Here is a 4,752-nt window from a genome sequence, read left to right as displayed (position 1 = left end):
TCCTTGATGTACGCCGCGGCGCGCTCCTCGGCGTCGCCGCCGATCTCGCCGATCATCACGATCGCCTTGGTCTCCGGGTCGTTCTCGAAGGCCTCGAGGGCGTCGATGTGGGTGGTGCCGATGATCGGGTCACCGCCGATGCCGATGGCGGTCGTGAAGCCGTAGTCCTTCAGCTCGTACATCATCTGGTAGGTCAGCGTGCCCGACTTGGACACCAGGCCGACCGGGCCCTTGCCCGCGATGGTGTGCGGCGTGATGCCGGCGAGGGACTCCTCCGGCGTGATGATGCCGGGGCAGTTGGGGCCGATCATCCGGGTGGACTTGCCCTCGAGGTAGGCCACGACCTCGGCGGTGTCGAGGACCGGGACGCCCTCGGTGATGACGACGAGCAGCGGGATCTCGGCGTCGATGGCCTCGATGCAGGCGTCCTTGGTGAACGCCGGCGGCACGAAGGCGACGGACACGTTGGCGCCGGTCTCCTTCATCGCCTCCTCGACGGTGCCGTAGACGGGGAGCTCCTTGCCGCCGAGCTCGACGGTGGTGCCGGCCTTGCGGGCGTTGACGCCGCCGACGATGTCGGCGCCGGACTCGACCATGAGGGTGGTGTGCTTCGCGCCCATCCCGCCCGTCATGCCCTGGACGATGATCTTGCTGTCCTTGTTGAGGTAGATGCTCATGGGTGTCGTGTTCTCTCTCTCAGGCCTGGTGGGCGAGCTCGGCGGCCTTGTCGGCCGCGCCGTCCATCGTGTCGACCATCGTCACCAGCGGGTGGTTGGCCTCGGCCAGGATGCGGCGGCCCTCCTCGACGTTGTTGCCGTCGAGCCGGACGACCAGCGGCTTGGTCTCCTCGTCGCCGAGGATGTCCAGCGCGCCCACGATGCCGTTGGCGACCTCGTCGCAGGCGGTGATGCCGCCGAAGACGTTGACGAAGACGCTCCTGACCTGGGGGTCCCCGAGGATGATGTGGAGGCCGTTGGCCATCACCTGCGCGTTGGCGCCGCCACCGATGTCGAGGAAATTGGCGGGCTTCACGCCGCCGTGCTTCTCACCGGCGTACGCCACGACGTCGAGGGTCGACATGACCAGGCCCGCGCCGTTGCCGATGATGCCGACCTCGCCGTCGAGCTTGACGTAGTTGAGGCCCTTGTCCTTGGCGGCCGCCTCGAGCGGGTCGGCCTCCTCGCGGATCTCGAACTCCTCGTGGTCGGGGTGGCGCACCTCGGAGGCGTTGTCGTCGAGGGAGACCTTGCCGTCGAGCGCCTCGAGCTTGTCGCCCTCGAGGCGGGCGAGCGGGTTGACCTCGACGAGGGTGGCGTCCTCCTCGACGTAGACCTTCCAGAGCTTCTGCACCATCTCGATGGCCTGGTCGCGCAGCTCGGCGGGGAACTTCGCGTCGTCGACGATCTCGGCGGCCTTCTCCGGCGTCACGCCCTCGATCGCGTTGATCGGGATCTGGCGCACGGCCTCGGGGTTGGTCTTGGCGACCTCCTCGATCTCCACACCACCCTCGACGGACGCGATGCACAGGTGCGAGCGGTTGGAGCGGTCGAGCAGGAACGAGAAGTAGTACTCCTCCACCGGCGGGGTGGCCGGGGTGACCAGGACGCGGTTGACGCGCAGGCCCTTGATCTCCATGCCGATGATGTCGCGGGCGTAGGACTCGGCCTCGTCGGCGGTCTTCGCGATCTTCACGCCACCGGCCTTGCCACGGCCACCGGCCTTGACCTGCGCCTTGATGACGGTGACGCCGCCCATCTCCTCTGCGGCGGCCCGAGCGGCCTCGGGCGTCTCGGCGACGACCCCCAGCGTGGTTGCGACTCCATGCTTGGCGAAGAGCTCCTTCGCCTGAAATTCCATCAGGTCCACGAGGTGACCAGTCCTTTTCGTCTTGCGAACAGTGGCGGGGATTCCCTCTCGGCACCCTAGACCTCCCCCGGCGGGTCGCACGAGGTCGGGTGAGCGTGGTGGTGGTCACCCCGGCGCTACGTTGAGGGGCATGGTCTCCAGTCCCAGCTCGAGCTCCGGCCCCGGCTCCGCGGTGATGTGGTTCCGGCGCGACCTGCGGGTGCGCGACAACCCGGCGCTGCTCGCGGCGCTCGACGAGGGGTCGGTGCAGGCCCTCTTCGTCGTCGACCCGGTCCTGTGGTCGGGCGCCGGACCAGCGCGCCAGGCGTGGCTCGCGGCCAACGTCCTGGCCCTCGCCGAACGCATCCCGCTGTCCATCCAGCACGGCGACCCGCGCGAGGTGGTGCCCAGGGTGGCCGGGGACCGGCGCGTCCACGTCTCCGCCGAGACCACGCCGTACGGCACCCGACGCGACACCGCCGTCGGCGAGTCCGTGGAGCTCGTCGCCACCGGCTCGCCGTACGCCGTCGGGCCGGGGCGGGTGCTCAACGGCAGCGGCGACCCCTACCAGGTCTTCACGGCCTTCGCCCGGGCCTGGCGCGAGCACGGCTGGCCCGAGCCGGCCGCCACCCCGCGCTCCCCCGACCTCGAGCCCGCCGACTCGCACGAGCGGGCGCTCGGCCTGCTGGAGAAGGCGGTCGCCGACGCTCCGGTCGACCTGCCGGGCGCCGGCGAGGACGCGGCCTGGCGACGGTGGCGGGCGTTCGCGAAGGACGGTCTGCGTGCCTACCCCACCGAACGCGACCGGCCCGACCACGACGGGACCTCGCGCCTCTCCCCCTACCTCCACCTCGGCGTGCTGCACCCCCGCTCGCTCCTCGCCGAGGTCGACCACACCTCGACGTACGCCACGGAGCTCGCGTGGCGCGAGTTCTACGCCGATGTGCTGTGGCACACCCCGGCCTCGGCGTGGCGCGACCTGAAGCCCGCGCTGAAGGGGATGAGGTACGACGACCCCGAGGACGCCGTCGAGGCGTGGCGCACCGGCACGACCGGCTTCCCCATCGTGGACGCCGGGATGCGGCAGCTGCGCGAGACCGGGTGGATGCACAACCGGGTGCGGATGATCACCGCCTCCTTCCTCACCAAGGACCTTCACGTGTGGTGGCCGGCCGGCGCGCGGCACTTCCTCGACCTGCTGATCGACGGCGACGTCGCCTCGAACAACCACGGGTGGCAGTGGGTGGCCGGCACCGGCACCGACGCGTCGCCGTACTTCCGCGTCTTCAACCCGATCACCCAGGGCCTCAAGTTCGACCCGCAGGGTGACTACGTACGCCGCTGGGTGCCCGAGCTCGACCACCTGCCGGGGAAGGCCGCCCACGAGCCGTGGAAGTCCGACACCGGCTACGAGCAGGACTACCCGCTGCGGATCGTGGACCACGCCGAGGAGCGCCGCGAGGCGCTCGACCGCTACCAGGCGGCGCGGGGATGACGTCCGGATACCGACCAATGCGAGCGCTTCCACGACGAATTTGATCGAGGGTTGCACTTTCCCGTGATCTTTCCGTTACAGTCGTGCGCGGTCTTGCCGACCCGACCCCCCTGACCCGGCAGATTGGTAACTACCCCTATGGGCAACCACCGAGCGGAGCGCGCTCCCAAGCGTCGCGCCACCTCGGCACCGGCTGCACCCACGACCGGCAAGCGTCGGGCCACCCCGCCCCCGCGCCGCTCGATGGTGAGCAGCCTGCCGTCGCTGCCCCTCGTGGCAGGTGTCGCCGTCCTCGCGATCTCCGCGGGTGGAGCCGTCACCGCCGGTGCGGGAGCGACCGCGCTCGCCTCGTCAGGTGCGTCCTTCGACGCCGCGAACGCCGTCGGCTCCGCCGGCACCGCGCTCGCCCGCCGCGGCGAGGTCGTCAGCCGCGACCAGGTCCGCGACTCCGACGTGCAGGGCGAGGAGACCGACCCCGCGCTCGTCGCGCTGGCCGAGAAGCAGATGGCCGAGCGCGCCGCCAAGCTCGCAGAGATCCGCAAGGAGGCCGAGAAGCAGGCGGCGAAGATCAAGGAGAACAAGTGGGTTCTCCCCCTCGCCAACTACGGCATCACCGCGACCTTCGGCCAGTACGGCCTCTGGGCCAGCTACCACACCGGTCTGGACTTCAACGGCAACACCGGTGACCCGATCATGGCGGTCGCCAACGGCACCGTGACCTCCACCGGCTACGACGGCGCCTACGGCAACAAGACCGTCGTCACGCTCGACGACGGCACCGAGATCTGGTTCTGCCACCAGACCGCCATCTACGTCTCCGTCGGCGACCGCGTCACCGGCGGCGACGTCATCGGCACCGTCGGCGCCACCGGCAACGTGACCGGCTCGCACCTCCACCTCGAGGTCCGCCCCGGCGGCGGCGGCCCGGTCGACCCCTTCCAGGCCTTCGTCGAGCACGGCATCGTTCCCTGACCGACGCGGGGAGCGCGTCGGCAGTCAGGGGAGATCGAGTAGCGCGAGCGCCTGAGCTCGCGAAGGCGCTTCCGCGCGTATCGAATCTCTCTGACCAGTGTGCGTGACCGCCTGAGTCGCGCGACCCGCGGCTGAGGAACGAAGTCGCGGAGAGCGCAACGACCGCCCGGCCCGCGAGCGGTGGTCCAGGCGGATTCCCCACCCCACGAATCCCCCTCCACCACCGCCCACCCGCGTCGTACGCCAACACGCCCGCCAGCGGTGGCCCACCTACACTCGGCGCGCCCAGAAAGTGGCTCCACCACCGCCCACGCGCACGCCGTACGCCGACACGCCCACGAGCGGTGGTCCACCGACCATCGGTGCCGCGGCCAAGGAGGGGGGCCCCCCCGGGGGGGCGCGATACGCCCCCGCGTTGCTTGCGGGGGGCGCGGCCCCCC

General features: G+C 70.7%; 4 protein-coding genes. 2 read left to right on the top strand and 2 right to left on the bottom strand.

Going from position 1 to position 4,752, the window contains the following annotated elements; genetic code table 11:
- Positions 1 to 677 (bottom strand): succinate--CoA ligase subunit alpha (gene sucD, locus ACE3QY_RS22615; protein WP_374458326.1); only part of this gene is annotated, 677 nt, incomplete at its 3' end.
- Between the two features lie 19 nt (positions 678 to 696).
- Complete coding sequence (sucC, locus tag ACE3QY_RS22610) at positions 697 to 1,866, bottom strand: ADP-forming succinate--CoA ligase subunit beta (RefSeq protein ID WP_374458325.1); 1,170 nt, start codon at positions 1,864 to 1,866, stop codon at positions 697 to 699.
- A 130-nt stretch (positions 1,867 to 1,996) separates the two neighbouring features.
- On the opposite strand from sucC, the gene ACE3QY_RS22605 reads away from it, so the two are divergent.
- Complete coding sequence (locus tag ACE3QY_RS22605) at positions 1,997 to 3,340, top strand: deoxyribodipyrimidine photo-lyase (RefSeq protein ID WP_374458324.1); 1,344 nt, start codon at positions 1,997 to 1,999, stop codon at positions 3,338 to 3,340.
- A gap of 138 nt (positions 3,341 to 3,478) precedes the next feature.
- The gene (locus tag ACE3QY_RS22600; RefSeq protein ID WP_374458323.1) at positions 3,479 to 4,312 is read left to right on the top strand and encodes a M23 family metallopeptidase; all 834 of its coding nucleotides are present in this window, start codon (positions 3,479 to 3,481) and stop codon (positions 4,310 to 4,312) included.
- Positions 4,313 to 4,752: the final 440 nt, after the last annotated feature.

The organism is Nocardioides sp., assembly GCF_041913365.1.
Lineage (GTDB): Bacteria > Actinomycetota > Actinomycetes > Propionibacteriales > Nocardioidaceae > Nocardioides.
The sequence above is the reverse complement of the archived record's forward strand: the minus strand, read 5'-3'. Positions and strand labels throughout refer to the sequence as shown.

Excerpts from the sequence above, each read along its gene's own strand:
- ACE3QY_RS22605 (WP_374458324.1), top strand. The coding sequence starts at position 1,997 with ATGGTCTCCAGTCCCAGCTCGAGCTCCGGCCCCGGCTCCGCGGTGATG.
- ACE3QY_RS22600 (WP_374458323.1), top strand. The coding sequence starts at position 3,479 with ATGGGCAACCACCGAGCGGAGCGCGCTCCCAAGCGTCGCGCCACCTCG.